Origin of the sequence: Candidatus Alcyoniella australis, assembly GCA_030765605.1 — a bacterium.
Lineage (GTDB): Bacteria > Lernaellota > Lernaellaia > JAVCCG01 > Alcyoniellaceae > Alcyoniella > Alcyoniella australis.
Map to the genome: position 1 here is coordinate 1 of JAVCCG010000013.1, position 4,267 is coordinate 4,267.

4 protein-coding genes are annotated in these 4,267 nt (G+C 61.5%); 3 read left to right on the top strand and 1 reads right to left on the bottom strand.

Features of this window, described 5'->3' with window-relative positions; all coding sequences use genetic code 11:
- Both P9M14_01225 and P9M14_01230 read left to right on the top strand, forming a co-directional pair.
- Positions 1-850: hypothetical protein (locus tag P9M14_01225; GenBank protein MDP8254347.1), on the top strand; the 850-nt coding region annotated here is incomplete at its 5' end.
- Positions 851-1,012: 162 nt separating this feature from the next.
- Complete coding sequence (locus P9M14_01230) at positions 1,013-2,719, top strand: glutamine--tRNA ligase/YqeY domain fusion protein (protein ID MDP8254348.1); 1,707 nt, start codon at positions 1,013-1,015, stop codon at positions 2,717-2,719.
- 100 nt (positions 2,720-2,819) lie between these two features.
- Here the strand turns inward: P9M14_01230 and P9M14_01235 are convergent, their stop codons facing one another.
- Positions 2,820-3,224: a DUF4234 domain-containing protein gene (locus P9M14_01235; GenBank protein MDP8254349.1), complete on the bottom strand. Its 405-nt coding sequence runs from the start codon at positions 3,222-3,224 to the stop codon at positions 2,820-2,822.
- 387 nt (positions 3,225-3,611) lie between these two features.
- Here P9M14_01235 and P9M14_01240 point away from each other — a divergent pair.
- A partial coding sequence (locus P9M14_01240; GenBank protein ID MDP8254350.1) for a DUF2804 family protein occupies positions 3,612-4,267 on the top strand: 656 nt, incomplete at its 3' end.

Here is a 4,267-nt window from a genome sequence, read left to right on the forward strand (position 1 = left end):
GAGCTACGCGCGGCAGGTGCTCGAGGCGCTGCGCCCCGAGGGGATCAAGAACCACGTGGTGACCGAGTTCTTCTGGCGCGCACAGCCCGAGTACGTCCAGCTGCTGGCCGAGACCTTTGAGAACTTCAACATCGAGATGAGCCCCGAGACCCACGACGACGAGCTACGCGCGTTAAACGGCAAGCCCTACACCAGCGACGACTTCGAGGCCTCGGTGGAGCTGGCCCTGGATCACGGCTGCCGCAAATTCGACGTCTACTTCATGACCGGACTGGCCCGGCAAACCCGCCAGTCGGTCGAGCAGACCATGGATTACGCGCAACGCCTGGCCGCGCGCTTTGACTCGCGCCTGAACATGTTCGTCTCGCCCCTGGCGCCGTTTCTCGATCCGGGGACTGTGGGGTTCGAGAACGCCGAGCGCTTCGGCTACAAGATTCTGTTCCGCGATTTGGAGAGCCACCGCCAGGCGCTGTTGCAGCCGAGCTGGAAGTACACGCTGAACTACGAGACCGACGCCATGGACCGCGACCAGATCGTCGAGGCGACCTACGATGCGGCCCTGCGCCTCAATCGCATCAAGGGCGAGGCCGGGTTCATCGACGAGCCGACCTTTGCCAAGATCGACGCGCGGATCAGGCTGGCCCTGGAGGTCAAACGCGAGATCGACCAGATCATGCTGCTACCCGAAGATCAGCGCGAGGCTGAGCTGGAACGTATCCGCCACAAGGTGCGCGACGCCTCGGCCGACACGATCTGCGACGGCCGCGAGATCAAATGGCCGGTGCTGCGCCGCAACTTCAACATTTTCAAAATCGGCTGGGACGTAATCTTCGGCCCCAGCATCCGCTGACCCCATTGCGCAGCGCGTTAAGCGCTACTAAAATACGCTTCTCATTTACCCATTGAATGGCGCCGCGCCCGGTTCAAAGCGCCGCTGAGGGTCAATCCTGAGCAAGTCCCGGCCACCAGGCCCTGGGAAGTCGAAAGAATGACATTCGGGAGTAGCAGTCAAATGTGTGACCATGGCAAGGAATCCGTCGAATCAGCGAAAACAGGCAATTTCATCACCGAGATCATCGACCAGGACCTGGCCCAGGGAAAAAATCAAAGCCGCGTGGCAACGCGCTTCCCGCCGGAGCCCAACGGCTATCTGCACATCGGCCACGCCAAATCGATCTGCCTCAACTTCGGCTTGGCCAAGCGCTACAACGGCACGTGCAACCTGCGCTTCGACGACACCAACCCGATCACCGAGGAGACCGAGTACGTCGAGTCGATCAAGCAGGACGTGCGCTGGCTCGGGTTCGATTGGGACGAGCGCGAGTTCTACGCCTCGGACTATTTCGACCAGCTCTACCAGTGGGCGCTGGTGCTGATCAACAAGGGCCTGGCCTACATCGATCAGCAGACCCCGGAACAAATTAAGCAGGGCCGCGGCGACTACTACCGCAAGGCAGTTGCCAGCCCCTATCGCGAGCGTCCGATCGCCCAGACCCTCGAGCTGTTCGAAAAAATGCGCCAGGGCGAATTCAAAGAGGGCGAGTGCGTACTGCGGGCCAAGGTCGATTTGGAATCGGCCAATATCAACATGCGCGACCCGATCATCTACCGCGTGCTGCACCAGTCGCATCATCGCACCGGCGACAAATGGTGCATCTACCCGATGTATGACTTTGCCCACGGCGAGTCCGACGCCATCGAGAAAATCACGCACTCGATCTGCACCCTGGAGTTCGAGGACCATCGCCCGCTCTACGACTGGTTCACCTCAGCCCTGGAACTGCCCGATCCGCCGCGGCAGATCGAGTTCGCGCGGCTCAACCTGAGCCACACGGTAGTCAGCAAGCGCAAGCTGCTGCAACTGGTCGAGGACAAGGTGGTCGACGGGTGGGACGATCCGCGGATGCCCACGGTCTCGGGCCTGCGCCGCCGCGGCTACACGGCCGAGGCGATCCGCAATTTCTGCGAGCGCATCGGCGTGGCCAAACGCGACAGCATGGTCGACGTGGCGCTGCTCGAGCACTGTCTGCGCGAGGACCTCAACGTACGTTCGCCGCGGCTGATGGCTGTGCTCGATCCGCTGAAGGTGGTGATCACCAACATCGAGCCGGGCCAGGTCGAGCGCTTCGACGCGCCGTTCTTTCCCGAGGACTTCAGCCAGGGATCGCGCGAGCTGACGTTGACCCGCGAGATTTTTGTCGAGCGCGACGACTTCCGCGAGGAGCCGCCCAGGAAGTGGCGGCGTCTGACGAAGGGCAGCGAGGTGCGGCTGCGCTACGCCTGCTTGATCACCTGCAACGAGGTAGTGCACGACGAGCAGACCGGCGAGGTGATCGAGCTACGCTGCACCTGGGACCCCGAATCGCGCGGCGGCAACTCGCCGGACGGCCGCAAGGTACGCGGCACCCTGCACTGGGTCTCGGCCGATTATGCCAAGCCGGTTCAGGTGCGGCTCTACGACCGGCTGTTCATGGTCGAAAATCCGCTTGAGGCCAAAGGCGATTTTAAGGAGACGCTCAATCCGGACTCGTTGCAGATCCTCGATGGCTGCCTGGTCGAACCGTTCCTGGCTCAGGCCGATCTGGGCGAGCTTTTCCAGTTCGAACGCCTGGGGTACTTCTGCGTTGATACCCGCCTTAGCGGACCGGGCAAGCCGGTGTTCAACCGCACCGTGACCCTGCGCGATTCGTGGGCCAAGATCGAGCGCAAACAAGGCTGAGGGTGGGGGCGGCGTTAAGCCGCAGCAAGGCTCGCATATTTCCCTGGTCGTTATTACCCACCCAGTTTCAGTGCTGCGTGAGTTTTACGGGCTCTACCCCTTAGGCCTGCGCCCCTTTAGAAGCCCAGAACTCGTTGAGTCGATTTTGCAGCACCACCAGCCAGATGATGCCGCCGGCGATGGGCACCAAGATCCACCAGCCGGAGTTGCCGGTGATCGGCTTGGGCTGACCGTCCTCGGCGTACATCCGACCGATGTAGGCCGGCAGCAGCCAGGGGATGGCGAAGGTCATGAACGGCAGCAGGAACGTGAACAGCAGGTACAGCCCGCCGCTCCAACCCTGACCGCGCCAGTTCCGCAGCTCCTCAAAGGTCTTGTAGTAGTAGACGATGCCGTAAATCCCGCAGGTGACCAAAATCAGCAGGATCACAATTCCGGGGCTGCGGATCGCGCCCACCGGCTTGGGTCCGGTAACGACCGTTACGGGCTGCGGCGCAACCGGCATTGGGGGGTACAACCGACGGCTGGGGTGCAAGCGGCGCCGGCGCGGGAACCGACGGCGTGGGGATCAACGCCCCGACCTTTTTCCACTGCGAGGCCGCGTGGTCGTAAACGTCGGAGCTGACGCTGATTCGGCCCTCTCCAAGCCAGGATGTGAGCGTGGCCAGATCTTGGCAGTTGTATTGCGTATCGCCGATCTTGACTGTGAACATGCTTAGCTTCCCTCTGGGTTCAGCGGACGATGTCGATTAACCTAAAAGTATAGCCAATCCGTCATCGCATTGCATATAAAAGTCCGCCCTGCGGATCGGGCAAGCGCTGTTTAGCTCGACGCCCGATTCGATTATATTGATCGCTCATTGTTATTAGTCTTCGAGCAACGGAGTGAAAAATGTCACAGCAAGATCCGAGCACGCCTCCCGCCGAATTGATCGACGAGCAGGGCAACGTAAACTTCGGCAGCTTTCTGGGACCGATCGAGCGGCTGAACCTCGAGCGTTTCGACTACACGCGGCTGGGGCGATGGCCTTGGACCGCAAGCCAAGCCGGCGCGTCGAAACTGCTCAAGCGCTGGCAGTTCGTGGGCGCGATGGACGAGAACATGGTGCTCGGCGCTGCGGTGGTGAACCTGCACTACCTGGGTTCGGGATTCGCCTATGCTTTCGACCGCCGCACCAACAAGATCACCGAGTTCAACCTCAAGAAGCCGTTGGCTAAAAACACGCAGTTCTCCGCATCGCCCATTGACGGCGAGAGCAGCATCGGCAAGGGCAAATCGCGGATCTGCGCCCGCAACACGATCGTCGATGGCAGTCGCGCGCTGAGCGTTGATTTCGGCGACGCGCTGCGCGGCGAGATCGTCTATCGCGAGCCGGGCAGCGGCGTTTCCACCGTCAGCCGCCAATCGATGTACGGCTTCCACTACACATACAAATCCGCCGGATTGCCGGTGGAGGGTAGGGTGAGTGTGAACGGCGAGGAGTACGTGTTTTCGAAAAACGCCCTGGCGCTGCTGGACTGGACCGCCTCGACCCCGCCGCGTCAGAC

Excerpts from the sequence above, each read along its gene's own strand:
- P9M14_01230 (MDP8254348.1), top strand. The coding sequence starts at position 1,013 with ATGTGTGACCATGGCAAGGAATCCGTCGAATCAGCGAAAACAGGCAAT.
- P9M14_01235 (MDP8254349.1), bottom strand. The coding sequence starts at position 3,224 with ATGCCGGTTGCGCCGCAGCCCGTAACGGTCGTTACCGGACCCAAGCCG.